Source organism: Solibacillus palustris (genome assembly GCF_022549215.1).
Classification (GTDB): Bacteria; Bacillota; Bacilli; order Bacillales_A; family Planococcaceae; genus Solibacillus; species Solibacillus daqui.
The window spans coordinates 45,040-70,421 of record NZ_JAKZFC010000007.1 but is presented as its reverse complement, the minus strand read 5'-3'; the positions used below and the strand labels follow the sequence as shown (position 1 = coordinate 70,421).

General features: G+C 37.7%; 26 protein-coding genes and 2 pseudogenes. 19 read left to right on the top strand and 9 right to left on the bottom strand.

All coding sequences use genetic code 11. The annotated features are described in order from the left end of the window. Nucleotides 1-59: 59 nt before the first annotated feature. The gene (locus tag LZ480_RS15800) at nucleotides 60-326 is read left to right on the top strand and encodes a hypothetical protein (RefSeq protein WP_241370511.1); all 267 of its coding nucleotides are present in this window, start codon (nucleotides 60-62) and stop codon (nucleotides 324-326) included. A gap of 119 nt (nucleotides 327-445) precedes the next feature. Here the strand turns inward: LZ480_RS15800 and LZ480_RS15795 are convergent, their stop codons facing one another. After that, entirely contained in the window at nucleotides 446-1,306 is an 861-nt protein-coding gene (locus LZ480_RS15795) for an AraC family transcriptional regulator (RefSeq protein ID WP_241370510.1), read from the bottom strand. 241 nt (nucleotides 1,307-1,547) lie between these two features. Here LZ480_RS15795 and LZ480_RS15790 point away from each other — a divergent pair, with 241 nt between their 5' ends. Further along, entirely contained in the window at nucleotides 1,548-3,206 is a 1,659-nt protein-coding gene (locus LZ480_RS15790) for an S-layer homology domain-containing protein (protein ID WP_241370509.1), read from the top strand. An 85-nt stretch (nucleotides 3,207-3,291) separates the two neighbouring features. Here the strand turns inward: LZ480_RS15790 and LZ480_RS15785 are convergent, their stop codons facing one another. Then, nucleotides 3,292-3,987, bottom strand: coding sequence for a response regulator (locus LZ480_RS15785; RefSeq protein ID WP_241370508.1), 696 nt, complete (start codon nucleotides 3,985-3,987; stop codon nucleotides 3,292-3,294). Then, nucleotides 3,984-4,289: a sensor histidine kinase gene (locus LZ480_RS15780; RefSeq protein ID WP_255731494.1), complete on the bottom strand. Its 306-nt coding sequence runs from the start codon at nucleotides 4,287-4,289 to the stop codon at nucleotides 3,984-3,986. Before LZ480_RS15780 ends, LZ480_RS15785 begins: the two co-directional genes overlap by 4 nt. Between LZ480_RS15780 and LZ480_RS15775 the strand changes: the two are divergent. The 10 genes and pseudogenes from LZ480_RS15775 to LZ480_RS15730 form a co-directional block, all read left to right on the top strand. Then, a pseudogene (locus LZ480_RS15775) lies at nucleotides 4,275-5,114 on the top strand (amylo-alpha-1,6-glucosidase); the annotation flags it as partial. The gene LZ480_RS15780 and the pseudogene LZ480_RS15775 sit on opposite strands and share 15 nt — an antisense overlap. 309 nt (nucleotides 5,115-5,423) lie before the next feature. Beyond that, nucleotides 5,424-6,200 carry an SDR family NAD(P)-dependent oxidoreductase gene (locus LZ480_RS15770; protein WP_241370505.1) on the top strand — a complete coding sequence of 259 codons (777 nt, stop codon included), beginning with the start codon at nucleotides 5,424-5,426 and terminating at the stop codon, nucleotides 6,198-6,200. Nucleotides 6,201-6,257: 57 nt separating this feature from the next. Continuing rightward, a complete protein-coding gene (gcvPA, locus tag LZ480_RS15765; protein ID WP_241370504.1) occupies nucleotides 6,258-7,646 on the top strand; it encodes an aminomethyl-transferring glycine dehydrogenase subunit GcvPA in 1,389 nt (462 codons plus the stop codon). Between the two features lie 16 nt (nucleotides 7,647-7,662). Continuing rightward, nucleotides 7,663-9,237 carry an aminomethyl-transferring glycine dehydrogenase subunit GcvPB gene (gene gcvPB / locus LZ480_RS15760; RefSeq protein WP_241370503.1) on the top strand — a complete coding sequence of 525 codons (1,575 nt, stop codon included), beginning with the start codon at nucleotides 7,663-7,665 and terminating at the stop codon, nucleotides 9,235-9,237. A gap of 36 nt (nucleotides 9,238-9,273) precedes the next feature. Continuing rightward, complete coding sequence (locus LZ480_RS15755) at nucleotides 9,274-10,569, top strand: ABC transporter substrate-binding protein (protein ID WP_241370502.1); 1,296 nt, start codon at nucleotides 9,274-9,276, stop codon at nucleotides 10,567-10,569. A gap of 237 nt (nucleotides 10,570-10,806) precedes the next feature. Next, nucleotides 10,807-11,613, top strand: a complete 807-nt coding sequence (locus LZ480_RS15750) for a carbohydrate ABC transporter permease (protein WP_255731506.1) — start codon at nucleotides 10,807-10,809, stop codon at nucleotides 11,611-11,613. Beyond that, entirely contained in the window at nucleotides 11,610-12,440 is an 831-nt protein-coding gene (locus LZ480_RS15745) for a carbohydrate ABC transporter permease (RefSeq protein WP_241370500.1), read from the top strand. The genes LZ480_RS15750 and LZ480_RS15745 overlap by 4 nt, the downstream gene beginning before the upstream one ends. 18 nt (nucleotides 12,441-12,458) lie before the next feature. Next, the gene (gene ebgA / locus LZ480_RS15740) at nucleotides 12,459-15,515 is read left to right on the top strand and encodes a beta-galactosidase subunit alpha (protein WP_241370499.1); all 3,057 of its coding nucleotides are present in this window, start codon (nucleotides 12,459-12,461) and stop codon (nucleotides 15,513-15,515) included. A 219-nt stretch (nucleotides 15,516-15,734) separates the two neighbouring features. Then, on the top strand, nucleotides 15,735-16,727 hold the full coding sequence (locus LZ480_RS15735; RefSeq protein WP_241370498.1) for a LacI family DNA-binding transcriptional regulator: 993 nt from the start codon (nucleotides 15,735-15,737) through the stop codon (nucleotides 16,725-16,727). 42 nt (nucleotides 16,728-16,769) lie between these two features. Next, nucleotides 16,770-17,087: pseudogene (locus LZ480_RS15730) on the top strand (NAD-dependent epimerase/dehydratase family protein); the annotation flags it as partial. On the opposite strand, the gene LZ480_RS15725 reads toward LZ480_RS15730, so the two are convergent. The 3 genes from LZ480_RS15725 to LZ480_RS15715 all read right to left on the bottom strand — a co-directional run bounded on the left by LZ480_RS15725 (nucleotide 17,080) and on the right by LZ480_RS15715 (nucleotide 18,126). After that, entirely contained in the window at nucleotides 17,080-17,424 is a 345-nt protein-coding gene (locus LZ480_RS15725; protein ID WP_241370497.1) for a hypothetical protein, read from the bottom strand. The pseudogene LZ480_RS15730 and the gene LZ480_RS15725 sit on opposite strands and share 8 nt — an antisense overlap. Next, nucleotides 17,421-17,684 carry a hypothetical protein gene (locus LZ480_RS15720; protein WP_241370496.1) on the bottom strand — a complete coding sequence of 88 codons (264 nt, stop codon included), beginning with the start codon at nucleotides 17,682-17,684 and terminating at the stop codon, nucleotides 17,421-17,423. Before LZ480_RS15720 ends, LZ480_RS15725 begins: the two co-directional genes overlap by 4 nt. A gap of 70 nt (nucleotides 17,685-17,754) precedes the next feature. Beyond that, nucleotides 17,755-18,126, bottom strand: coding sequence for a hypothetical protein (locus LZ480_RS15715; RefSeq protein ID WP_241370495.1), 372 nt, complete (start codon nucleotides 18,124-18,126; stop codon nucleotides 17,755-17,757). Nucleotides 18,127-18,341: 215 nt separating this feature from the next. On the opposite strand from LZ480_RS15715, the gene LZ480_RS15710 reads away from it, so the two are divergent. After that, nucleotides 18,342-18,977 carry a pentapeptide repeat-containing protein gene (locus LZ480_RS15710; protein ID WP_241370494.1) on the top strand — a complete coding sequence of 212 codons (636 nt, stop codon included), beginning with the start codon at nucleotides 18,342-18,344 and terminating at the stop codon, nucleotides 18,975-18,977. A 15-nt stretch (nucleotides 18,978-18,992) separates the two neighbouring features. Then, complete coding sequence (locus LZ480_RS15705; protein WP_241370493.1) at nucleotides 18,993-19,160, top strand: hypothetical protein; 168 nt, start codon at nucleotides 18,993-18,995, stop codon at nucleotides 19,158-19,160. A 280-nt stretch (nucleotides 19,161-19,440) separates the two neighbouring features. On the opposite strand, the gene LZ480_RS15700 is transcribed toward LZ480_RS15705, so the two are convergent. Together LZ480_RS15700 and LZ480_RS15695 are read right to left on the bottom strand one after the other, a co-directional pair. After that, entirely contained in the window at nucleotides 19,441-20,148 is a 708-nt protein-coding gene (locus tag LZ480_RS15700) for a class I SAM-dependent methyltransferase (RefSeq protein ID WP_241370492.1), read from the bottom strand. A 205-nt stretch (nucleotides 20,149-20,353) separates the two neighbouring features. Then, nucleotides 20,354-20,920, bottom strand: a complete 567-nt coding sequence (locus LZ480_RS15695) for a DUF5412 family protein (protein WP_241370491.1) — start codon at nucleotides 20,918-20,920, stop codon at nucleotides 20,354-20,356. 121 nt (nucleotides 20,921-21,041) lie between these two features. Here LZ480_RS15695 and LZ480_RS15690 point away from each other — a divergent pair, with 121 nt between their 5' ends. Genes LZ480_RS15690 through LZ480_RS15670 form a run of 5 tightly spaced genes read left to right on the top strand, consistent with a single transcriptional unit; the run spans nucleotide 21,042 to nucleotide 23,808 of the window. After that, nucleotides 21,042-21,557 carry a membrane lipoprotein lipid attachment site-containing protein gene (locus tag LZ480_RS15690; RefSeq protein WP_241370490.1) on the top strand — a complete coding sequence of 172 codons (516 nt, stop codon included), beginning with the start codon at nucleotides 21,042-21,044 and terminating at the stop codon, nucleotides 21,555-21,557. A gap of 5 nt (nucleotides 21,558-21,562) precedes the next feature. Continuing rightward, nucleotides 21,563-22,042, top strand: coding sequence for a hypothetical protein (locus tag LZ480_RS15685; protein WP_241370489.1), 480 nt, complete (start codon nucleotides 21,563-21,565; stop codon nucleotides 22,040-22,042). A 51-nt stretch (nucleotides 22,043-22,093) separates the two neighbouring features. Further along, entirely contained in the window at nucleotides 22,094-22,588 is a 495-nt protein-coding gene (locus LZ480_RS15680) for a hypothetical protein (RefSeq protein ID WP_241370488.1), read from the top strand. 21 nt (nucleotides 22,589-22,609) lie between these two features. Then, complete coding sequence (locus tag LZ480_RS15675; protein ID WP_241370487.1) at nucleotides 22,610-23,452, top strand: DUF1835 domain-containing protein; 843 nt, start codon at nucleotides 22,610-22,612, stop codon at nucleotides 23,450-23,452. Next, nucleotides 23,449-23,808, top strand: coding sequence for a hypothetical protein (locus LZ480_RS15670; RefSeq protein WP_241370486.1), 360 nt, complete (start codon nucleotides 23,449-23,451; stop codon nucleotides 23,806-23,808). Before LZ480_RS15675 ends, LZ480_RS15670 begins: the two co-directional genes overlap by 4 nt. A gap of 71 nt (nucleotides 23,809-23,879) precedes the next feature. On the opposite strand, the gene LZ480_RS15665 is transcribed toward LZ480_RS15670, so the two are convergent. Next, on the bottom strand, nucleotides 23,880-25,157 hold the full coding sequence (locus LZ480_RS15665) for an RNA-binding domain-containing protein (protein ID WP_241370485.1): 1,278 nt from the start codon (nucleotides 25,155-25,157) through the stop codon (nucleotides 23,880-23,882). Nucleotides 25,158-25,382: the final 225 nt, after the last annotated feature.

Below are 25,382 nucleotides of genomic sequence, written 5' to 3'. Positions count from 1 at the left end.
CATTTATCTTTCATAATCAAAAAACAGAATCCATTTTTTAATCACTGGAGGGTATACCATTGCCAGCAAATAAATTGTCATTTTTATGTGTAGCCTTCAATGTAACGTTAAGTATAATCAGCTTTTTAGCGGGCTATTTTGACGGTATTATTTTTCGGGTTTTTAGTATAGGTATCTTTTTTTTACCACCAATGGTGACATTTTGCGGAGTTCTTCTAGGAATAGGTGCAATTGTGTTAAAAGAACCTTTCATCAAATCAATTACTGCGATAGGACTAAATATTGCATTCATATTTGCATATTACTATGTTTTCACTAATTTTTAGATTGAATGTGAAGAAAGCTCATTCTATTATACTGCTTTAGGTGAAGTGCTCAAAAAAATCGTATGTGCCCATTAAAGGTTCACATACGATTTAGTTCACTTTAGAGCTGAAAATTGAAATTATTTAATCGGAATCCAAATTTCAGAATAACAGTCAGGGCTAGATGGATCATCCTCAGTGTATACCTCTAACTCAGGTGTTCCGGCTGGTGTATAAGGATGGGCAGGGAACCATTCACTATAAATTTGCTTCCACGTATTTTGCATCGCATCTGGCATCGCTCCATGTACTTCAAACTTGACCCATTTTGAAGCAGGAATCGTTAAAGTCTCAAAGCTATCTGAATGTGCAGTTGACGATGTCGCAATCCAATAGTCAATCATATCGGTATGTGCATAGTCGGCATGGGCAACACAAACACCAAGTATTCCGTCAATGACCCCATCATTTTGCTGAAATAGCAGTTCCGATATGCCATTTGCATTGGCCTCGTCCCAAAATAACGGGATATTTTTTGTGTTTTCACCTGTTTTACAATTGTACGTGCGTTTTGAACCTAAAATTTGAAAGCTGTCTTTGTCAATAATTTGATAATTCATGGGTTCCGCTCCTTTCAAGCTCACATGTATTGTTAATGGGAGATAGCTCGTTATAGTACCTTCTTGCTTTCTCACTTCTGAAGGGGAGAGTTGATGCTGCTTACGAAAAGCTTTCGTAAAGGATTCAGGTGAATCATAGCCATACTTTAATGCAATCGTAATAATTTTTTCGTCTGTACTAATTAATTCCTGTGCGGCAAGTGTCATTCGTCGTTTTCGAATGTAGTCAGCAACGGTCATATTGGTTAAAATTGAAAACACACGCTGGAAATGAAATGCTGAACAATGTGCCTCTCTTGCAATATCCTCGATCGCTATTTCTTCTAATAAATTTTTCTCAATATAAGTAATGGCTTGCTGAATCGATTGAATCCATGTCATTTTATCTGCTCCTTCTAAAAACAGTATAGCAATTTGCAATGAGTAGAACCTGTCCATTTATGCGTTCTTTGGACAGGTAAAGATAGTAGTCTCATTCACAATTAAATTAATCATATCCTTTTTTTGCAAAAGATTAAATACATTATTTTGGCTCTCTTGAAAAAATCACCTGAAAAACTGCGGTTTCTTTCTCTAAATCTACTATGATAAAATGATAAATATTTGATATTTGGAGGAAATGATGAAACCGTTTTTATGTACACTTTTGTTGCTTTTTGGTTTTTCACTTCAGGTGAATGCAGAGGAACCATTAAGCGATTATTTAAAAAATACAGCCTTTTGGCATGAGGGTGAGGTACTAACTGCACCTACTTCAAAATATTCAGCAGGCTATGAAAGATACGGTTATTATCGAATTGAAGTCGCAGAGGATTCGCTGTATACCTTTACCTTAATAAAGGATACGAGCATCAAGTTAATCTACGGAAGTCCGACAAAACAGGGGGATATTATTTGGCTGAGCTCAAATGTAAATGACGGAGATCCTGAAAAGACCGTGCATCAAATTCAATTGAAAAAAGGGACATACGGTATTTACATTAGTAATTCACCTGAACAGCCCTATGAGGCGAGTTATCAAGTGTCAGATATAATCAGTCTTTATTATCTAGAACCGAATAATAGTCGTCAAGAAGCAATCGATATTCCGGTCAATACGGTGATTGAGCAAGTGACATCAAGTGATGATTTGTATCAAAGTGATTATTATCGTTTTACATTAACAGTGCCAAGTCTCGTAAAAATTAATGGCTCAGTTGCCAATAAAGACTATAACTCGGTAAGCGTTTCAATTACGAATGCAGAGAAAAATGTGTATGATTTTGGGAGAGATTTAAAAGCGGGCGAGCAATGGTTTGCCAATAAAGGGCATGTGGTGGAAGTGTTACAGCCAGGAACGTATTACGTATCAACTTTTACGCAGAATCGTGTGTATGATCGTCAATATCGTTTTGAAATAGAAGCACAGCCAATTGAAAATCCTGAAACATTCAAGCGCGGTGATTCTGACACACCGATTATGCTCAATACAAAATATCGCGGTGTCATTTCTCGTAATGACGATTTCAGCTTTACGCTACAAGAGTCAAAGAAAATAGGCGTAGTTGTCAATAGTGAGCTAGCGGAAGAAAATGGTTTACAAATGCAACTTATAAAACGCGACCAACAAGATTTGTCGAAGGATATCTATATAGAATCTGATATTTATGCAAAGTCCAATCGCGTTCATTATACGTATAATCTCGAACCAGGGAAGTATACTCTTATTCTAAGATCTAGTTTTGATAGACCACAAATCGACTATACAATTTCGGTATATGATGTACCGTTTTCAGATATCACATCAAAAAATGCGTATGTTGAGGAAATTATGTATTTAACAGACAAAGGAATCATTAAAGGCTATGAGGATGGTACGTTTAAGCCAGCAAATTCGATTAACCGCCGACAAGTGTTCTTAATGCTTTCTCGCGATACCAATTTACAATTTAAAAAAATTCGTCCAATGACGTCATTCCAAGATGTAGCGGAAAATAGTGAGGACTATACAATCATTACACCATTTTATGAAGCAGGGATTATTGATGGCAGCTACGGTAAAATGCAGCTGTCACAATCGTTAACACGTGCCCAATTAGCGAAGATTTTAGTGAATGCATATAACTTAAAAATGCAAGCACCAGTCGCCGATTTTAACGATGTCAGCAAAACACATTATGCTTATCATTTTATTAAAATATTAGCATCAAATGGCATTTCAATCGGCTATAAGGGCAACTTTAAGCCGAATGACCCTGTAACAAGGGAGCACTTTTCAGTATTTTTAGCTCGAATGCAGTAATATATTGCCACAATATATTTTCAAAAAAAAACAGCCACAAAACGTTGAGTTCACAACGTTAGTGGCTGTTTTTTTCACTAACTCATTAATTTTTCAACATGCGATAGCCGACACCGATATGCGTTTGGATATACTTTTGGTGATGATCTGATTCGATTTTTTTTCGTAAGGTAGCCATAAACACTCTAAGCGAAGCCACATTATTCTCCCAGCTATTTCCCCAAATTTCTTTTGTAATATAATTATGTGTTAAGACTTTGCCTATATTTTTGGAAAGTAGAACAAGCAATTTGTATTCAATGGGTGTTAAATGCAGTTCTTTTTCGTTTACATACGCACAACCACCAGCGTAATCAATGGTAAGTTCTCCATTAGTAAAGAGGGCATTTTGTTGCGTGTTTTCTATAGTGCTATAGTGAATACGTCGAATGGCCACGCGTAAACTGGCGAGAAGTTCCTCAACAGAAAAAGGCTTCGTTAAATAATCATCAGCACCTGCGTCAAGTGCATCAATTTTGTCTTGATCCGTACTTCTTGCACTCACCACAATGATGGGTATCATCGACCAAGAACGGATTTTTTTTATAATGTCAATGCCGTCAATATCGGGTAAGCCTAAATCTAAAATGACAATGTCCGGATTATGCGAAACCGCCTCTAGGATCGCTTGACTACCATTTCCAGCAGTATGAAAATGGTAGTGCTGTGTTTCTAATGTTGTTGCGATTAAATTTTTGATGGCTTCATCATCTTCTACGATTAAAATAAATGGCTTGATCATAGTTCAACCTCCTGTGATTGTAGCGTGAATCGGAAAATAGCACCGGTTGGCAAGTGGTCATGGACTGTTAATGTACCCTCATGTGCTTGAATAATGGACTTACATAGAGCAAGGCCAATACCCATTCCTCTTCGGCTATCGGCAATACTTTGCGATGTGGAATAAAACATATCAAAGAGATGCTCCTTTGCTACGTCGTCTATGCCGAGCCCATTATCTGCTACGTCTACTACAATCCAATCTTTGTGCTTTTTAGCTGAAATCATAATTTCGGATCCGGCCGGTGCAAGCCGCCAATTCATGGATGGACATTAAAATGGATGATGGAGCGTTCTGATTTCATCACAGACGAAAAGCTAAAAGAAATATATGATCCGTTAGTTAGGTGGACGAATTGGTGGTTTAATTATAGAGATGATGACGGCGACGGGATCCCGCAGTATAATCATGGCAATGATAGCGGATGGGACAATAGCACAGTTTTTTCAAAGGGAATTCCCGTTGAAACTCCTGATTTGAGTGCTTTTTTAATCATTCAGATGGATGTGCTAGCAACCATTGCAAAGCGGCTTGGAAAAATGGATGAAGGAAAAGACTGGAAGCAAAGAGCAGATGAGATGTTTAACAGAATGATGGATCATTTTTGGACAGAAGCAGGTTTTCAAGCTTGTCTGTCAGGGTCTCATGAATCTATTTCATCTCAAAGCTTAATTTTGTTTATTCCCTTCATTTTAGGTGAAAGATTCACTAACTCCCAAAGAGAAGTATTAGTAAATCGTTTAATCGAACAACAATTCGAAACAGACTATGGGTTTGCTACTGAAAGTTTGGATAGCCCTTTTTATCGTCAAGATGGCTATTGGCGCGGACCGATTTGGGCGCCATCCACTATGCTTTTAGTAGACGGCTTAAATGCAATAGGTGAAAAGGATTTCGCAAGGAAGACAGCTGAAAAATATTGTATGATGGCAAATCAATCCGGTATGGCCGAAAATTTCAACGCTAAAACAGGAGAAGGGCTTCGAGACCCTGCCTTCACATGGACTTCTAGCGTGTTTCTTATTCTAGTGCATGGATTGTGGGAAGAACAAATTGATAAAAGAGAAGCATTTATAATGGAATTATAAGAGAGATCTAGTTCTATTTGAGAACTGCTAGATTGGTGTCTGTCCACACGAATTTTCCGTATGGACAGGCATTTTTTTTATTCCCAGATTAAGAACTTCCCATCAGGTAAACACAAGAGTAGATTATTAGTAATAATATTTAGTAAAATATTCTAAAAAATTTAGTGTGAATATATTGAATATTCAAAAGATTGAAGGTAAAATAAAGTAGTAAACATTTTAGTAAAACTATTTTGTTGGATTTTTCTTACTTAGAATTTGAACAACAAGTTTTGAAAGGGTTTTCTAAAAAGCCAAGGAGGAATGAGATTGAGTACTCAAGATTATTTCGGATTAAAGGATAAGGTAGCTGTTGTAACAGGGGCTGCCTCAGGAATTGGGTTGGCAACAGCTGAACTATTAGCGGAAGTCGGTTCGATGGTGATTATGCTTGATATTAATGAAGGGAATGGGAAAAAAGCAGCTGCTGATTTAAATAAAAAAGACTATAAGGTAGTGTTTTTCCGCTGTGATGTTACGAACAAAAACGATTGTATCGCAGTAAAGGAGCAGATTGAGGCAAATTACGGCAAGGTGGATGTACTTTTTAATAACGCTGGCGTTATAAGGAGAAAAACGGTTGTTGATTTAGAAGAGTCAGACTGGGATTTAGTGATCGATGTTTCCTTAAAGGGAGTCTATCTACTTTCCAAATATTTAATTCCTTTAATGGAAAAAGACGGAGGGAGTATTATTAATACCGGATCTGGCTGGGGACTTAAGGGTGGAGACCAAGCGGCTGCCTATTGTGCGGCTAAAGCTGGTGTAGTGAATATAACGAAAGCAATGGCCATCGATCATGGCCCACAAAATATCCGAGTAAACTGTATTTGCCCAGGAGATACGGATACGCCGCTATTAAGAAGTGAGGCAAAGCAATTGAATCTACAGGAAGATGCTTTCTTAGTTTCATCTGCTAAAGGACGACCATTAGAGAGACTTGGAACACCGAAAGATATTGCTAAGGGTGTTTTATTCCTAGCAAGTGATCTGTCAGCTTGGGTAACAGGAACACATATTACAGTTGACGGTGGTGGGTTAGCGTAGGCTAGTAGCTTCATAGCTCATGATCAAATGATAAAAACATGACAGGAGGTAATATGAATGTCACAAAAGGTACATCCTTATATACCGAATATGGTGCCTGAAGTACAGGCTGAAATGTTAAACGTTATCGGTGTTGAAAATATTATGGAGTTATATTCCTGCATACCAGAAGAGTTAAAGCTGAAAGAAACTATGAATCTTCCACCCGCTCTAACGGAGTATGAGCTAAGACGTCATATAGAAGGAATCCTCAACAAGAATACGAGTACGAAAGAATTTACAAATTTCTTGGGAGCGGGCTGTTGGCAACATTTTATCCCGGCTGTATGTGATGAAATTAATCAACGTTCCGAGTTTTTAACGGCATACGCTGGTGAGCCATATGAAGACCACGGACGCTTTCACGCACTTTTTGAGTATCAGAGTTTAGTAGCTGAATTGGTAGATATGGATGTTGTCAATGTTCCAACTTTTGATTGGGGTCAAGCTGCTGCTACTTCTGTTAGAATGGCTGCTCGGATTACTGGGAAGAAAAAAGTGTTGCTTGCGAAGACAACAGCCCCAGAGCGAAGCAAGATTATCATGAATTACGGTACACCAGATTTGCAATTTGAATTTGTTCAGTTTGATGTGAAGAATGGGGCAATGGACCTCGAAGATTTGAAAGCAAAATTAACAGAAGACGTAGCCGCTCTTTATTTTGAGAATCCGTCGTATCTTGGGTTTATTGAAGCACAAGGTCCGGAGATTTCGAACCTATTAAAAGAAAATGATTCATTAATGGTAGTAGGCGTGGATCCGATTTCACTCGGAGTACTTGCACCACCTAGTCATTATGGCGCTGATATTGTCTGTGGAGACCTACAGCCACTTGGCATGCACATGAATTTCAGTGGTGGACAGGCTGGTTTCATTGCTACTCGTGATGAAGTGAAGTATGTTCAGGAATATCCTTCAAGGTTGTTTGGTATTGTTCCAACGATAAAAGAAGGCGAATATGGATTTGGTGATGTGTACTACGACCGGACGTCCTTTGCTCTTAGGGAAAAAGGAAAAGAATCAGTTGGTACACAAACGGCTTTATGGGGAATTACAGCGGGTGTTTATTTAGCATTACTTGGACCAGAGGGCATGCAAGAGGTTGGCCAAACCATTATGCAAAATAGCCAATATGCGGTGCAACAATTGAATCAAATTTCTAATGTAACGGGCTCTCGTTTACAATCGCCATTTTTTAAGGAATTCGTTGTTGATTTCAATGAAACCGGATATTCAGTTGAAGAGATTAATGAGCGCCTGCTAGAGAAGAAGATTTTCGGCGGAAAAGATCTTTCACTAGAGTTTCCTGAATTTGGGCAGTCAGCATTATTTTGTGTAACAGAGATTCATACGAAAGAGGATATAGATCATTTAGTTCAATCGATTAAAGATGTTATTACCAAATAGAGAGGAGTGTTTTAATATGGAAAGGATAAAGCGATCAAGCAAAACACGAGATTTCCATCAAGCAAAATGGAATGAGCCGATCATTTTTGAACTCCATCAGCCTGGAGAAAAGGGAGTAGAACTGCCTCCTGTCAATAAAGAAGTAGCGGCAGCTGTTGGTGATGGTACATCAGTTATTCAGGAATCGATGCAAAGAAAAAGCAGACCGAATCTACCCGAAATTGGTCAAGCACGTGTGTTGCGTCATTATTTAAGACTGTCTCAAGAAACACTAGGGTCTGATTTTAACGTAGAAATCGGTCAGGGCACATGTACGATGAAGTACATTCCAAAAATTAATGAGCTATTGATTCGTGATCCAAAAATGATGGAGCTACATCCCCTGCAAAATGAAGGAACCGTTCAAGGAATGCTTGAAGTTTTCCATAATCTTGATCTTTGTATGCGTGAAATATCAGGAATGGATTGCTTCTCCTTCCAGCCGAGCAGTGGAACACAAGCACTGTTTGCAATGGCATCGATTGTAAGAAAATATCATGAAACGAGAGGCGAAAGGGATAAGAGAGACGAGATTATCACAACCATTTTCTCTCATCCATCGCAAGCTGCAACAGCGGCTGTAAAGGGATACAAGATTATTACGTTGCATCCAGATGAAAACGGTTTCCCTGATATAGAAAAATTAAAAGCAGTAGTGTCTGAGAGAACAGCAGGCTTCGTTGTAGCAAACCCTGAAGATACAGGAATTTTCAATCCAAGAATTAAAGAATTTACAGATATCGTTCATCAAGCAGGCGGTTTATGCTTCTACGACCAAGCAAATGCTAACGGTTTATTAGGGATTACGAGAGCGAAGGAAGCTGGCTTCGATATGTGTTTCTTCAATCTTCATAAAACCTTTGCAGCACCTCATATGTGTGGGGGGCCAGCAACGGGAGCACTTGGTGTCACGGCTGAATTAAAGCCATTCTTACCTGCACCGATTGTTGAGCTCAAGGACGGCAAATATACACTTCAATATGATTTAGAGCATTCCATTGGCAAGGTTCGTACCTTCCACGGTGTCGCTCAAACGGTATTACGTTCTTATGCGTGGATTCGCGCACTTGGAGCAGAAGGTCTTAAGGAAGTAGCAAAAATTGCTGTATTAAATAATAACTATATGTACCATAAGGTTCTAGAAATTCGCGGAGCTAGTGCTCCATATGTGAAGGGTCACCGTCTGGAGCAGGTTCGCTACAGCTGGGAGCAAATGACAAATGAAACGGGTGTAACGACTGAAGATGTAACAAGAAGAATGACAGACTTTGGTCTTCATTACTGGACAAGTCACCATCCATATATTGTTAAGCAACCATTTACCTTAGAGCCTACAGAGTCCTACTCTAAAGAGGATTTAGATGAGTATATTCACGCACTAGAGCAAATTTCAAAAGAAGCATATGAAAACCCAGAAATCGTTAAATCGGCTCCACACTGTAGTACAATCCATAAAATGGATGAGCAAGATTTCCTTGATGATCCAGAGAAATGGTGTATTACTTGGCGCTCCTATTTAAAGAAGACAGCAGTATGTGAAACGATTAAGTAAGAAGCAGAATAACAATTATTTTTGAGGGGGACCAATATGAAAAAGTATTTGTATGGTGTGCTTGTTGTGATTCTAATAATTTTATCTGCTTGCTCAAATAAATCATCTGGTGATGAAGTGAAAACTGGTGATTCCAAAAATCCTGCAGGGACGATCACTATTTGGGGCTGGGATGTAGCAGCAGATACGATGAAGGCTTCTGTTGAAAACTTCCAGAAGAAATATCCAGATGTAGAGGTAGTAGTAGAAAACTTCAATAGCGGTGATCTTTATGAGAAGTTAACAGTCGGTTTGGCAGCAAGGGGCTCAGGTTTACCTGATATTGTCCTAATGGAGGATGAACGTATTCCGGGATATATCCATCAATTTCCTCAAGGGTTTTTACAACTAGATAAGCTGGGATATGACAAATACAAGGATTCGTTTAATCCTGCTAAAGTAGCGGCAGTTCAAGATAAGGACGGGAAAATGATTGCTGCTCCTTGGGATATTGGTCCAGCTGGTGTGTTTTACCGAGTTGATTTATTTGAGAAGGCAAATGTGGATCCAAATTCAATTCAAACATGGGATGACTACATTGAAGCAGGAAAGAAAATTAAGGAAGCAACTGGTGCAAAGCTCCTCCCTATTGACATTTCCAACTATGATGGAGTTTTCCAAATGATGATGCAACAGCAAGGGCTTTCTTATTTTGATAAGGATAATAATATTACTCTTCAATCCCCTGAAGCTATTCGTGCGATGGATGCCATCAAAAAGCTTTATGATGAAGACTTAGTCTTTAATAACAGTGGCTGGGATGGCATTGTTACGGCTACAGTAAACGGTACAGTTGCAACAGTACCTTACGGTGTTTGGTATGCTGGAACAATCATGGACCAAGCGCCAGATTTAAAGGGAAAATGGGATGTGTTTTATCTACCTAGCTTTGAAGAGGGTGGCACTAGGTATGCAAATGTAGGAGGGGCCTCATTGTTAATTCCCTCTACTAGTAAAAATCAATCTGCAGCGTATGCATATGTAGAATTTTTTACAACCGATCAAGAGTCACAAATGTTAGGATTTGAAAAATATGGACTTTTCCCATCATTAAAGGACACTTATAGTCTACCTGAGTTCACAGCAAATAATGAGTATTTCAATAACGGTCCGGTGTTCAAGAAGTTTGCAGATATTGTTGATGAAGTGCCAGGGATTTATATCAACGAAAATTATGCGAAAGCAAGCAAGATTACAAGTAACGTCCAATCAGCCATCTTATTAGAAAATAAAGAGGTTGAAGATGCCTTGAAAAATGCTCAAAAGCAGCTAGAAAATGAATTGAAAAAATAAAAGTTAAAGGGAAATGAGAGGATGTGATCTATCCTCTCATTTCTAACCTTGAAGAAATGTACTTAAGGCGATTGCGCTTATTATGAAGAAACTTTATTGAAAATCAGTGAGGTGACTTAGGTGGAACGAGTAGAAACTATAGCAGAAACGCAAAAAAAATATCAATTAAAAACGAGGAAGAACTGGCTAACTCCTAAACGGGCTCCCTATCTTTTTATTGGTCCAGCAGTAATATTAATGCTCATTTTTACTGTATATCCAGTAATTTCGTCGTTTGTATTAAGCTTTCAAGAGGTACGCGGTGTAGAGAAAACATTTGTCGGTGTGGCTAATTATACTCGATTAATCCATGACCCTGTTTTCTATAAATCTCTACTTAATACATTCCAGATATTAATTATTCAAGTGCCACTTATGATTTCTCTAGCATTAGTCATAGCGGTTGCACTTCATTCAACTTTAGTAAAGGCTAAGGCATTTTTTCGAGTTGCTATTTTTATGCCAGCCATTACGGCGCTTGTTGCTGCATCCATTGTATTTATGATTCTACTAGATGAACATTTTGGATTAGTCAACTATTTTCTATCATTTATTGGAGTAGACAATATTGCATGGCTCACAAGTCCTTTTTGGGCCAAGGTATCTGTAATTCTCGTCATGACATGGAGATGGACTGGTTATAATGTGGTCATAATTTTAGCAGGTCTGCAAAATATCCCTTCAGATTTATATGAAGCAGCAAGTATAGATGGTGCAAGCAAAATGAGACAGTTTTTTATGATTACGATTCCACTATTAAAGCCTGTTTTCATATTTACAATTGTTATGTCTACAATTGGGACTTTGCAATTGTTTGATGAGCCATTTATCCTCACGGCTGGAGGACCAAACAATGCCACAATGACGATTACGCTTTATTTATATGAAACAGGATTTAAGTATTTTGAGTTTGGCTATGCGTCAGCTATTGCTTATGTTCTCGTTCTAATTACTGCAGTAATTTCTTGGATTCAGATGAAATTGGTAGGTGACGATAGTAAATGATCACTTCAAATAAACGATTAATCAAAATAGGAATCTATAGTTTTTTATTATTAGGTGTAATTCTATCCATTGCACCTTTCTATTGGATGATTGTCGGCTCTACGCTGCAGTCAGGGGAAATCTTTCGTGTCCCGCCAAAGCTAGTTCCTGGTGATTTTTTAGTTCAAAACTTCCAATCTCTTCGTGAATCTTTAGGGATTACGAGAATATTTTTTAACTCATTGTTTATTGCGATTGTTTATACGGTAGCTAGCACACTTATAAGTGCGATGGCAGGGTATGCCTTTGCTAAATTTGATTTTAAGGGAAAGAATATTTTCTTTTTCGTCATTTTATGTTCATTAATGATTCCTTCACAGGTTACGTTAATCCCGTTATTTGAAATGATGGTGTCATTTAATTGGCTCAACACATACCAAGCCATTATTTTGCCAGGCTTGGCTGCCCCGTTTGCGATTTTTTTAATGAGACAAAACATGCAGGCTGTTCCTAATTCGATTATCGAGGCATCTCGAGTAGATGGAGCAGGAGAATTGAGAATTTTCTTTTCAATCATTTTACCAATGACAAGACCAGCGCTAGCTGCTGTTGCTATATTTCAGTTCATGGCCCAATGGAATAGCTTAATTTGGCCGCTTATAACATTAAACTCTAAAGATATGTTCACATTGCCTGTAGCTCTATCTAGTTTAATAGGAATGGCAAGAATAGATTATGGGCAATTGATGTTGGGAACAACATTAGCTACCATTCCCATCATTGTTTTCTTCTTATTCTTGCAAAAACATTTTATTTCAGGAATCTTAGGTGGATCTGTTAAAGAATAATAACTAAGAGGTGTAGATATGAAAAGTCTAAAGAGATGGGAAGATATCAGAACGGATGAAATTAACCGCATGAAAGCTCGTGCTCATTATTTAAGCTATCCTTCCCGAGAGTCAGCGAAAACTGGTGAGCTGATAAAAACACACTATTATCAAAGCCTAAATGGAAAATGGAAGTTTATTTATCTAGAGGCGCCTGAATATGGGCCAGAAGACTTTTTCCATGATGGTTTAGATACGTCCCAATGGGATGAGATTACGGTTCCTAGTAATTGGCAGCTTCAAGGATACGGAAAAATGCATTATTCAGATTTGTGGTATAATTTCCCCATTATCCCGCCGTACGTCCCAACTGATAACCCGACAGGTATTTATCGACGGGAGTTTGAATGTAATCGAAATATAGATGGAGAGAAGTTAATTATGCGTTTCCATGGTGTGGATTCAGCATTCGAATTATATATAAACGGTGAATTTGTTGGGTACAGCAAAGGAGCAAGAATCCAAGCTGAATTTGATATCACCGATTATTGCCGTCAAGGACAAAATAATGTAACCGTTCGTGTGTTTCAATGGTCGGACGGAACGTATTTGGAAGATCAGGATATGTGGTGGTTGAGTGGAATCTTTAGAGATGTAGATTTGTATACAAGACCATCCTTAGGTCTATACGATTTTACAGTAAACACGTTGTTCGATGGAGAATGGCAAAATGCAGAATTAACTGTTTCAGTAAAATTAATGGAGCAGGCAGGTCAAAGAATCCAATATGAATTGATCGATCCCAATGGCGAACAGGTTCTTCAGTTAGAACAAACTGGGAACAAGCCATTGAGTCAAACCATTGCCTCACCGCTGAAATGGAGTGCAGAGACACCGAATCTATACGATTTGTATATGACGGTAAAGAATGCAAAGGGTGAAATCATTGAGGTGATTCACCAGCATGTAGGCTTTCGCTCTATACTTTTATCAGGTGAGACATTTCTAGTCAATGGAGTGGCCATTAAATTTAAGGGCGTTAACCGCCATGATTACAATCCGAAAACGGGTAGAGTTGTGACGAAAGAAGAAGTAGAACGAGATATCATTACAATGAAGCAGCATAATATTAATGCCATCCGGACAGCACATTATCCAAATGCTCCATTTTTATATGATTTATGTGATCAATACGGAATGTATGTGATTGATGAGGCTGATTTAGAGTGCCACGGATTTGAATTGACAGGGAAGTATGATTGGATTAGCAATGATCCGGAATGGGAAACAGCTCATGTATCACGTATAGAACGTATGATTGAACGCGACAAGAATCATCCATGTATTATAATGTGGTCGCTTGGCAATGAGTCTTCTTTTGGTCATAATTTCAGAGCAATGGCTAAACGGGCAAAAGAAATGGATTCGACCCGTCTAGTTCATTATGAAGGGGATCGAGAAGCAGAGGTGACGGATGTTTACAGCACGATGTATACATGGCTTGAGCCGCATGGAACGAGGCTCACGATGGATAAAATAATAGAAAACAGTACAAAACCACATATTCATTGTGAATACGCTCATGCCATGGGCAATGGACCTGGAAATCTGAAAGAATATCAAGACTTAATTTACAAATATGATAAACTTCAAGGTGGTTTTATTTGGGAATGGTTTGACCACGGAATTGAGACCATTTCAGAGGATGGAGAGGTCTACTATCGTTACGGTGGAGATTTTGGAGATGATCCAACGAACGGGAATTTCTGTATAGACGGACTAATCATGCCTGATGGCACCCCTTCTCCTAGTTTATTAGAGTATAAGAAGGTCATTGAGCCAGTGCAGACAGAATGCTTGGATATAGAAAAAGGGCTTTTCCAACTCATCAACCGCTACGATTTCATAACATTAGAGCACTTAGAATTAACGTGTTCCTATTACGAGGATGACATACTTGTAGAATCATTATCTGTTGAGCTTCCGAAGCTAGAAGGAAGAAAGGTCGCTGAGATTTCATTGCCGGCAGGACCAGATATTGAAAAAGTCCATGGTGCCAAATATTTTCTTGTGTTATCCTACAAGCTAAATCAAGATACCCCTTGGGCGAATAAAGGCCATGAGTTGGCTAATGCTTCCTTTGTACTCCCTGGAAAAGAGAAACAGTCGAAAGTGCATAGAGATGCGGAACTTCATACTGTGAAAAATGGGGCTTTCTTAACCGTGCATGGGCATGATTTTACAGTTACCTTTGATTGTGTTAAAGGGTTCATTAAAGAAGTTACACGAAATGGGAAAGTTCAGATTGAAAAAGGGCCGCAGTTTACCTTCTGGCGTGCTCCAATCGATAACGATATGTACTTGCTGAATGATTACCGCGCAAAATATTTCATGCACTTGGGTCATGAAATGGTACGCGATGTTCAATATAACTTGAAGGATGGAGTATTCCAGTGGCAGACAGATACATTATATGGCACAACAAATAGCTCTTGGCACTACGAGCTTCAATATCAATACAAGATTTTTCCGGATGGAGACATTGAATGCAGCATTAACGGGATCGCTTCGGGCATGAAAGAAAATGCTCCGATCATGATTCCGCGTTTGGGTGTCCAGCTGCAATTGAATAAAGATTTCTCAGAAGTACAGTGGCGTGGAAGAGGACCAGGTGAAAGTTATGTTGATTCGAAACAGGCCAACCACATAGGTGTTTATAAAAAGGACGTCCAAGACTTGTTTACGAATTATGTGAAACCACAAGAGAATGGCAATCGCTTAGATTGCGACTGGATTAGCTTTGTAGATCAAACAGCCAATGGACTTATTGTTACAACGAACGAAACCTTTAACTTTAGTGCATCTCATTATGAAGTGAGCGATCTTGAAAATGCAAAGCATACAATTGATTTAAAGCCGCGCGATTACGTTGTGCTCCATATTGACAGTAAACAAAATGGCTTGGGCAGTAATTCCTGCGGGCAGAATCAGCTTGAAAAATATCGTTGTACATTTGATGATTTCTCTCTTTCTTTCCGTCTCTCTTTCTTTCATAATAAAGAGACAACAGCCGTTGAGCTTGGAAGGATCGGATAATGTATACTTCAGTCAGTGGGGGGCTTATTGCCCGTTAATCTGCGATAAGAAGAAATCCCCCAGATTGGGACGACGTGAACATATCGTCGTCCTTAAAATCTGTCTAGGGAAATCCTTGGTTGGTAACAGATGACAAAAACTAACATTATAGGTATATTAGTTAAATATAAGCTATTATTTATTATGAGTAGCTTGAAGATAGAATCGGTGGTGGAGAGAATGGCGACAATTAAAGATATTGCAGAGCAGGCTGGTTTTTCTGTTGCAACCGTTTCCCGTGTTTTAAACAATGACCCCTCACTTTCTGTTCCTGAAGAAACGAAGGAAAAGATTTATGAGGTGGCTGAGAAACTGAAATATCGAAAGAAAACGGTAAGGCCATTTGTAAAAAATATCGCTTTTTTATATTGGGTAACGGATAAAGAGGAATTAGAGGATGTTTATTTTAGATCCATTAGATTAGAAACAGAAAAAATAGCAAAAAAATGCAATGTAGAATTTATTACATATAAAGTTACAGATGGAATTGATAGTATCCCTCACGATATAGAGGGGTTTATTGCTGTTGGAACATTTTCGGAAAAAGAGTTAGAGTATTTAAAAAATATAACATTAAATGGAGTATTCATTGATTCTGCACCAGATCCTAATTGCTTTGATTCCGTTAGTCCTGATTTGGCACAAATCACACGTAAGGCTGTTGATTGTCTGATCGAAAAAGGTCATGAAAAAATTGGGTTTATAGGAGGTACATATCATAACCCCGATAGTAGTGAGGAAGTAATGGAGTCGCGTGAACGTGTTTTTAGATCTTATATGAAAGAAAAAGGATTGTTTCAGGAACAATTTGTCTTCTGTCACCAAGGCTTTTCAGTAGAAAATGGGTATTACTTGATGACGAAAGCAATGAAGGAATTAGGGGAACAATTGCCGACGGCTTTTTTTATTGCTGCCGATCCCATTGCGGTAGGATGTCTTCAAGCTCTAAATGAACATGGGCTGGGCATCCCTAATAGAGTGAGTGTGATAAGTGTTAATAATATTAGTGTCACAAAATATGTATCTCCTCCTCTCACGACTTTTCATATTGATATCAAAGAAATGTGTAAAAATGCCATGCTTTTATTGCTTGAGCGAATTCAAGAAAAAAGAAAGATTGTTAAAACGTTGTATCTTGGATCTGAATTAGTCATTCGTAAGAGTACAAATTAAAACAGGAAATTGAAAAGGCTTAGGGAGATCCTAGGTCTTTTTGATGTGGTCGTTATTGATAAATTGCAAACTGGACACCGAGAAGTGATTCACCCAATGGCTAAGTTTTATGAAGGCTCCATTCAGAGTCGAGACTTTATGAAAGCAGTCTTCGAAAAGGAAAATATTGAAGCGATTATGCATTTTGCCGCAAACTCCCTAGTTGGAGAATCAATGACGGATCCACTGAAATATTTTGACAACAATGTGTATGGAACACAAATCGTTCTAGAAATGATGAGAGAACAAGGAGTGAAGCATATTGTGTTCTCTTCGACAGCAGCTGTCTATGGGGAACAGAAGTTGATGCCTATTACGGAACAGGCTGCATTACAGGGTCTACAAGAATAGAAGGCGCACTAATTAAAACACCATCCTTGTCTTCAAAAGTAACAGATAAAGCTTCATTTCCTTCATCCGTTTTATCGAACAAATGATAGTTATTCGTAGCAATCACGTTTTTTACTGTCGCACTTTGCCAATCTCCTTTAGTAGTGTTTGTCCACTCGTTTTCTTCTACAAACGCCCAAGGTACTTGTTTTATCTGTGTATATTGTTCGGGATTATCCGTCTTTTCTATTGCTTCTTTATTTGTACAACCAACTATCAACCAAATCGATAGGATCGGGAGTATAAAATATAGAAATTTTGGTTTCATTCCGCTTTATCCAAAGTTTGGTACCAAGCAAAAATGGCAGTTGGTAAACAAACCGTGAATAATATACCACCGATCAATAGGGTGCTATTACGAAAACTGTTCAACATATACAGAAAAATTTCCGTGTCTATACTGCCTCCAATTGATTGAAGCCATAAATTGCTGAATGACCTACCAACCCAGCCACTACACATAATAAGGACAATCCCCACTATCGATAAAATCACGCTTAGCTTCATTAATCTCGTATTCTTCGTCACTTTTTCCTCCACCTTTTCAAAATTATTCTGTTGTAAAACTACAGCGAGAGCTAGAGGGCGTTAAATAAAACTAAATACTAGTAATGTATTTTTTATTCTGCTTTTCCTTTTGAGCGACTAAGCCAGTTTTGGAAAACATGTTGAACTGTTCTTTATCTAGCGTTTTTGTTAACTGGCTCATTACCATTTCAATAACCATATCTTTCACGTTACTAGTGCCTTGTTCATTCTCATTTGATTTTGGTAATTTTGTTTCTCTTAACATTATTTTTTCGCCATTTGCCTTCGTAACGTAATGGCGAATATAGCCGTTTTCTTTTTTGATTTCATAGGCTGCTTCAGATTTTTTGTTTTTATCTAAAAATAAAGCATCTGATAAGCGAATAGAACTCTCTTTTTTTATGCTGTTATAATAGTAATGACTTTCTAAATGTATATTCATCTCATGCCCACCTCCAAATATGTAAAATATTTACTATTATTATCGGCAATCCTTTCAACTTTTGAACAGGATGTATTTTGTATATTCGGTAAAGTGAATAATAATCATAGAACCAAATGCATAAGACGTAATCGGTATTGAGGTAAATGAGCTATACTGTAGAAAATAAATGGAGAGTCATTACGTGAAAAATTGATTGAAAGAGGGCAGAGCTTATGAAAATTGATATTCCAAATATTCCATTAGCGTTAACTGAAAAAAGATTCCATGATGTTTTTTATGAAGAGGATCCAATACTTGAAAATTGCATTATCTCAGGGACCGATTTTTCAGATGAGTCTGTTGAGAGAGTTCAGCTATATCGTTCCGTATTAAAAAATTGCACTTTCATAAATACCGATTTTAGTAAAATGGACATTCTTGATGTACGATTTGAAAATTGCGATTTATCAAATGTAAATCTTCATAAATCGTCCATTCATCGAGCTGAATTTATTAATTGTAAATTGCTTGGGAGTAATTTTTCAGAATCCTCAATAGGGAATGTTAAATTTGAGAACTCGATTTTGAATATGTCTATCTTTGGAGATTCAAAACTTGAAAAAGTGGTTTATCAAGATGATTCTCTACAAAATGCGGACTTTTATGAATGCAAATTTAAAAAGGTTGAATTTAACAATTGCCATCTAAATGAAGCCAGTTTTGAGGGCACGTCACTTAAAGGCGTAGATATTAGTTCTTCTAATTTTGATGCGTTAACGATATCGGTTGAAGAATTAAAAGGATGCATCGTATCAACTTCTCAAGCCATCCTATTTTCAACCTTATTGGGTTTAATTATAAAAGATTAGCAGTACGGGGAGCGCTTGATCCATGATGTATTCCGCGTTGTGTTCAAAGCAAAAAATATAACGGAAGCCGATTTGAGGGCTGCGCTTGATGAAACTTATTTAAATGTGATGTATGAAAATTTATCGGGTGATGTTGTAATAGATAAGATTTATTTAGGGGATTATTTGGATTTTAATGATTAATTTTAAAGCTGAACTAATTTTTGCGATAGTTCAGCTTTTCCATGTGGTTATGCTTCTACTACGTGTAGAGTGTAAATTTGTGTACACTTTTTAATACGATTTAACTCGATAAAAACCTCTGCAAAAAATGGAGTTTTTCGGTTTAATTTGAACAGGTTGATTAAAATCCATTTTTAACGTTTTTATTAAATAAACCCATACAAAAATAGTCAACCCGACTGAAAACGATATGACAACAACGCTTTCAGTCGGGTTTATAAATGCATGTATGCCTAGTAAATTATTTTGTACATGCATAAATCCGATAGCTAATAATTCCTTGATAGTTAAGCATGATTTCTATATGCTTTTTCATGACGTTATAAAGCTCGGGATCAATTTCATTAGAATAATGAAAATCGGGTTCGGATTCTATTGTGGTGTGATTTTGAATTTGAATATTTTCAAAGCCAGCCTGTATTAATAATGCCTCCCAATCGCTTTCCATAAGAAGCGAGTCAAAGCCATAAAATTGCATGATTTCGAGTTCGTCAGCAGGAGCTAATCGTTCATTCATTGTTTGTTCAATGGCAATGAAGCGACCGCCATCTTTTAGTAACCGATATATTTCACTTAATGCCTTTGGTTTATTAACAAATGAAAGCACCGATTCAGTAATGATAAAATCAAAATGACTATCTAGTAAAGATGTATTTTCGATTGAGCCTTCAATGAATTCTACATGTAATTCATTGCTTTTCATTCTATACTTCGCCTTTTCTAACATCGTTGGGTTAATGTCGAGCGCAGTAACTTTTGCACCGAATGTCTGGGTTAAATATGCGGCAGTTTGACCCGTACCACAGCCGACATCTAAAACGTGACACGAATCATTAATAGGTTCATGCTTAAAAATTTCTTTTGTAAGATTAATTCCACCAGGATGTGCACCGCCAATACCAAGAACGGACAGGAGTTCTAAATACTTGGAGTTTTGTATTTGTTTCACCTTCTTTATATTTTAATAGGGAAATAACATTCACACGGTATGCTAGAATCACTGTTGAAAGTGTAGTGTACAAAGGAAATTGTTCATTCTCGAATGCAGCTAACATAGTGCAAATATTTCTTTGTATCATATGAATTAAAAAAATGATGGTTCTTACATGAGAATTTAAGCGGGTATTTCTAAAAGGACCTTATGTTTTTTTTATTTAATCCTTATATTGATAGCACGTTTCAAAGCTATTTCGTAATAACAAACTTTGACAAGCTAAACCGTTTTCATGATAAATTTCGCGTTCAATATTTAACTGTATACTTCGATTTGAATCCGTATACGTTTGGTCCTCATTGTTAATAGACAAAGTAGTTTCATCTATCCACTGCAGTGTTACTTTATTTTTCGCATCCGCATAATATACGATTTTTGTCGTTTGCTTTTCGATATCCGTCACTTCTACCCAAACATTCACACCACCTAAAACCCCACCATACGGCTCATAGTAGACCTGTGCGGCATAGTTTTCCGATGGTGATAATATCGGTCCCGCTCCGATTTCCATATGCTCTGTACCGATGAGTGCAAACGTAAAGAAATATTGAATGTACACAAAAATCGCTAACAATACAAGAAATCCCGTAGAAGTTGTGAGAGCAAGCTTTTTAGGGAAAGTTATTTTTCTAAAAAAGTACCGAATACATTGAATCACTAAAATAAATAACAAAATTGCAGTAATTAAAAATAGAAGCAATGCGATTGTGCGAATGCCAAGATTCATGAAATACCTCCATCCCTTTTTTTAGTAACAACGACGAAATGTAGGGGATTGTTTCCGTTAATGGGATTATTCGATTGTTTTTATGTGGAAATTAATTGACAATAGAAAAAGAGGTGATTCTATGAAGAAATTCATATTTCCATTGTTCTTTGTGCTGCTGCTTGTAGGCTGCTCGCAAAGTGAACGAACTTTGGACGATGAACTGCAATTGGAGCTTCAACATTTGAATGAAGAAGAAGTAAAAATGTTATTACATAGGAATGGCAATTTTACAAAAGAAGAAATCGAACAATATTATGCGGTTTTGGTGTTTGATTATCGTGTTCGAAATGGCAATAAGTTTCGCAAGCTAGCTGTTCAACGTGATTTCGATATGGATCTCTTGATGGATCAGGTCAATTTGGACTATGGGAGGAAGTATATGAATGAGAATGGAGGCGGTGAGATTTTTAGAAATGGCAGCTTTAAACGAGATTGGGATCGTTTTATTTTTTACGCAAAGGATTTCTCAGCAGAGCAGTTACAGGACATTTTTGAAACCTATAAACTAAATATTTCTTGGACCGATTCAGAAGGACATTTCAAAGAGCAAACCATTTTTGCTGGCCAAAACTTTCAGGATAGACGAGGAGAATAAAAAATATGACATTATACACCGTATTCGTGGCAGACAAAAAATTGAATGAAGTGGATTATACCGGTATTGACTATATATCTGTACGTGAATTGAAAAAAATGTATCCGGTTTCTGAGCAATTTCCAGTGCAGCCATGGCACTCAATGGATGATGACACGCAAATTTTGCATGCGCCAGATGAAGGGGCATTTGCCAAGCTACTTGTTTACCAGTGGGGAAATCCGCCCTATGATTTAGCAAATTATAATGACAAACCTTTCATCTATGGCATCGAGGGAAATTGGAATGAGGAATTTGTAAGCAACTTATTAAACTATATTAAGAAACAGCTTTCCCCAGATCAAAATGTCGAGCTACTCCGCTTTTGGGCGGATGAAATCCCTCGACCAATTCTAAAAAAACGTACCATATCGATACAAGAAATTGAATTAACACAACTACAAAAAATCGCGCAAGAGCAATATATACGCGTTTCATTCGTGTAAATGAAACCTTAAGTATGAGAATCCGTTTCCATTTCAAAGGAGTGTGTAGGTGTGAAAAAAGTGCTTATTTTCGGCAGTATAGGTGTGCTGCTCTATTTACTTTTAAGACCGTCGTTTGAGCCGACAATGCTTGAAATCGCGCAACGTTATGAGGAAAGATGGGGCATTGAGTTGCCAGAGCCGCAACGTTTTGAACAAGTTTGGGCGACAAAATATGCTGCACATGGAGACGGCGAATGGTATTCAGTGCTGCATTTTGAACAGGAACTTCCTACTCCACGCGATGCGGATTTGATTAAGATAACAGAAAAAAATGATGCGATTATTTCGGGCAAGGTCAGTCGTTTTATAATCAATACAATTGATACACATTTGGGAGACACAGAAACGCATACAGCAATTCGTGAAGCATTCGATAATAACCCAATTGAATTTTCGTTTGGTGATTATTATTTTCATAAAGCTGAAAATGGCGGTAATGATTATATAATTGGCGTGTATAGTAAGTCGCAGAAGAAAATCTACTTGCTGGAATGGCATCAGTAATTGAAATGAGAAGGAGCAGTTATGAAACATATTATTTTCGGTGAATCAGCAGCTGGATCTTTAAAGTTTGCATTAAAAAAGGAAGCTGCGCAAATCATTGCGTTCCCAGACTATTTAGGGGAAGGGCCAATTCAAGAACTTTTAACAAAAGAAGGATTGAAACAGCGGTCATCTTGGCTCGAGCAGGTTTTTCGAATGGATGGCTCGCAGTGGGCAAATAGTTTTGAACAGGCAATAAAGCAACTAGAAAAGGTGACTGAAGAAGATTCGGTGCTTGTTTGGGCGAGTGAGAATGCTGCAGAGCAGTTTGGGCTACGTCTTATTTGTCATGTCTTACAGTATAAAAATTGCCCGATTTATTTCTGTGATACCTATGAAAATATGCTGTATTTACACCCTCAGCATAATGTTCAGATGGAAATCCGTCATACAGGAGAGGTCAGTTCAGAGCAGTTTCGTCATATACTCACGGAAAAGCTGTTTGAGCAGTTAGCACCAGACGAGATAAGTGATTATGCTAAGCAGGCAGCGAAACTTATGCAGGGCAACTCGCTACTTCGCACATGGCGCCGTGGTGAAATTTTTGAGGATGTCGAAACGCGTGACGATGCGCTGATTTTTCATTATTTACAAGAGCTCCAGCAGGAATCCAATGAAGAATATATTCGAGCACCACGCATCATCGGTCATGTGCTAGGCTTTAGTGTGCACGACATTCATGATACATGGATTGAATATCGTTTGCTTGCACTTATTGGGCAGGGCAAAGTGGCATATCGCGGAGATTTACGGACAATGCGGACGTATGAAGTGAAATACTATGATAGGGTGAATGAAAGTGTTTGGCTAGGGGCAAAATTATGAAAAAAAATATGCCCCTTATTTTAGTTGTTTCCCTATTATGCGGCGGACTTTTATATTGGGCACTCACTGCGCAACAATACACAGTGTCAAAAGGAAAACTGATTGATTTACTTGAACAAGGTGAAACGGTCATTGATTTAACCAAAGTCACGAATTTCGAATGGACACAAGTTGATGCATTCGGTCCATATACGACAACGGAGATGATGGAAGAAGCATTGGGAATTTCGATTGGCTTTGGTGGTGGAGAAGTGCTGGAGTCGAACTTTAAAATTGTCTTTGCCAATGATGAAAAAAAGCTAAGCTCCATCACATTAAGTAGGGAATACGGTGATTATTCAGTGAAGGATAATTGATATTTGGTGGTGGAGAAAAAATAGTGCTGCAACGCAATAACCTCACGTAAAAAATAACGTGAGGTAAGCATTCATTCAATAATTTGATATTTTGTTTTCGGTCCATATCCGATACGTTCAATTTGATTGGCTAGAATTAGCTTTTCTATAATTTTACGCACAGTTGTCTTACTTATATTTAAAAAGGTTTCGAGTTCTTTTGCTGAAAATTCAGGGTGATGGGTTAACCAAGTAGTTAAATGTTCATCTTCCATTGGCGCTGTTAGTGGTTTTTTAGGTAATGTCACAACGAAGGCATTCGGTCCGATTCGCCATGCAGGTGACACAGTGCTATCTTTGTAGCTTTCAACCATACATTGTAAACCTGTGCCGTACCTTTCAATCCATTTTAAACGGTAAAAAACATTCGCTAACTTTGCATTGCGGCTTTGTGAAATCCCCAGTTCAATATCCTCGACCGTCAAACCGTTTACCAAACCACCAACAGAAATAATTTCAATTTCGTTTTGGAAAAGGTGAACGAGGATACTTCCACTATAGCTATAATCACGGTGTGTAACTGCATTGACTAACGCTTCACGTAAAGCATAAGAAGGGAAGCTTTCATGTTCTTCGCTTTGTAAACCTTCAAGATGAGCGGATTTTTCATTATCGAAATTCAAATATTTTAAAGCTTGATCAACTTGGGTTAAAATGGATCCGCTAAACTCTTTGCGATTTTGAACTTCGAGTTTATCATTATCTAAAAAACGTGCGCATTTAATGGTATGTTCACATTGGTCGGAAATAAGTAAGGCTAAATTTGTAAAATAGCCGTCCTCTGTTAGCAAGCCAAGCTTTCGTTGCTGCTTCGCTCCAAACTTTATTCCCTGTTTTTCGAATACTTCTAAAGCATCATGGAACGTTAAGTCCTGTTGTATACTTGGCATTGTTTCGAAGTTTGTGCTATCTGTTTCGAGAATCATCTGACGGATATTTTCTTCAGAAGCCTTTATAACAGAAGTTCCCTCGCGAACAAATACGCCTGATGGGTTCATTCCTTTATTCTTCAAATAATAAGGACGTCCTGTACCACGTGACACGGAAATTTTTATGATTTCTTTTTCGTCAATTGTTTCAAGTTCTATAAAGGTGTGTACTGAAATGTCCGGTTGAACGCTGTCACGTAGCATATTAGAAACAGACTTTGATACTTTCTTGGCATTTTTTAAACCTAATACGGAGCCGTCATTGTCAATACCAATATATAACTCGCCTCCTAGAGTATTAGCAAATGCAATAACTTCCCGTTTTACATCCTTCGTTAATTTACGTTTAAATTCTACAGTCGGAGATTCTTGTTTATCCATAATTATCACCTCTACCGATTATTTATTTGAAATCAATAGGAATCGATTATAATCGATTAACCAATTCACAGCATCCTTATTAAATATATGTTTCACAACCTGATAAAATATCTCCACAACACAAAAAAGCGAGAGAAAATCTCACTTTTGCTCTAGCATTTCAATAAACGCTATTAATATATCAGTATTGATGACTGAAACATCCTGCTGTAAATCAAAGATTCT